Raw genomic sequence first — 1,390 nt, 5'->3', positions numbered from 1 at the left:
TTCTCTCGAGCGCCTGTTCGAAGATCCGGAAGCCACGCAGAGAATTATCCGCCGTGCACTTGCTCCCAGTTCGGCGAGGCCTGACGAGCAGAGGCAGATGCGAAAAGCAGCCAAGGCCCACGGCGACCGTAGGGCCGAGCAGAAAATCGACGCGTCCATCATGCTGGATCAGCACACCGCGCGGGGGAACGGAATTATCGCCTCCCTGGCGCATCTCGCGCAGGCGCCCGAGAAGACCGGCATTGCGTCCATGAGCGAGGCTGTTGCCTTCGCCCAGGAGGAGGGCGTCATTTCCGAACGCGGACATCTTGCGCGCGCCGCGAAAGAGGTGGCGGAAGTGAAGTCGGAAGACCTCGGACGGGTAGGGAAGGGGCCAGACCAAGAGATGGTCCGGTCCTTGCGCCTCAAGGCCGCCCTTCAAGCCGCCGACGGCATTTCCGATCCGATCAAACGCGCAGAGCGCTTCAACCAGATTGCGTCAATCGCTCAGGCAGCTGGAGAGCCGAATATATCGGAAGCGACTTCGCGTGCCGCCATAGCATTGGCTCAGGCGCGCATCGAAGAACACCATCGATCCGAGAAGAAGCGGGAAAAGGATCAGGGACTCGAGATCGAGGGCTGAGCAAGCGGCTCTCGAACCAATTTCTCTGGCCTTTGCAGCGGCCATATCTCCCTTTCATCACCGACGGGAATGCAGAGAGCCATGTGGAAATACGCAGCAACCGCGATCGCCGCCGCCCTAATCGCGCCTGACATCCAGGATATTCGGGCAAATGCCGAGGATTCACTCAGGGTGTATCTGAATGAGCGGCATGCCGAACGCGCCCTGCACGATACCACGGCCATGTCGACCGTGATGCCGCTCGTGGCAGCGCCTGCCATTGCGTCAGATCGATCGGCCGACACGCCTCAAGCCGCTGCCTTGGTCGACAGGATCGCGAAAGAGGCGAGGCGTCCAAGGGTCGACCAGGCCACCATCGATATCCAGGTCCGGCAAGAGCCGGCGGACAACGCCCAGGCGGCAGAAAAAACCGCCATCGCGCCGGACGTGATCCTGGGCAGCCAACCACAGGTCACCTTCGATCAACCGGAGGTCACCGAGAAGCCCGCCGACAGCTCTATCGAGAAGGTCAGCGCAACGGAGCAAGTCGTAGCGCCGGCCTCGGATGGAGATGAAGCCATGAAGGCGTCATCCGCCGAGGCCACCACCGCGGAGGAAAGGGGGACTGCAGGTCATCCTGATGCCTTCGAAGCCACGCCTCGCGCCGAGTCCGACATCGACGACATCGAGGGAGCTTCGAAAAGCACCGGGGCTCATGGTATCGCGGATCGGATCATGGCTCTCGCCGCCCAGCAGGACCTCCCTCAGCAATCCGGCTTCATGCTCACG

At 62.2% G+C, this 1,390-nt stretch carries 2 protein-coding genes; both read left to right on the top strand.

All coding sequences use genetic code 11. From position 1 onward, the window contains the following. The coding region (locus BM162_RS22260; RefSeq protein WP_218153173.1) for a hypothetical protein at positions 1 to 622 on the top strand (622 nt) is incomplete at its 5' end. An 81-nt stretch (positions 623 to 703) separates the two neighbouring features. Further along, on the top strand, positions 704 to 1,390 hold a 687-nt coding region (locus tag BM162_RS22255), incomplete at its 3' end, for a hypothetical protein (RefSeq protein WP_143096313.1).

This window comes from Tranquillimonas alkanivorans (assembly GCF_900115595.1).
Classification (GTDB): Bacteria; Pseudomonadota; Alphaproteobacteria; order Rhodobacterales; family Rhodobacteraceae; genus Tranquillimonas; species Tranquillimonas alkanivorans.
This window is presented reverse-complemented; position numbering and strand designations above follow the sequence as displayed.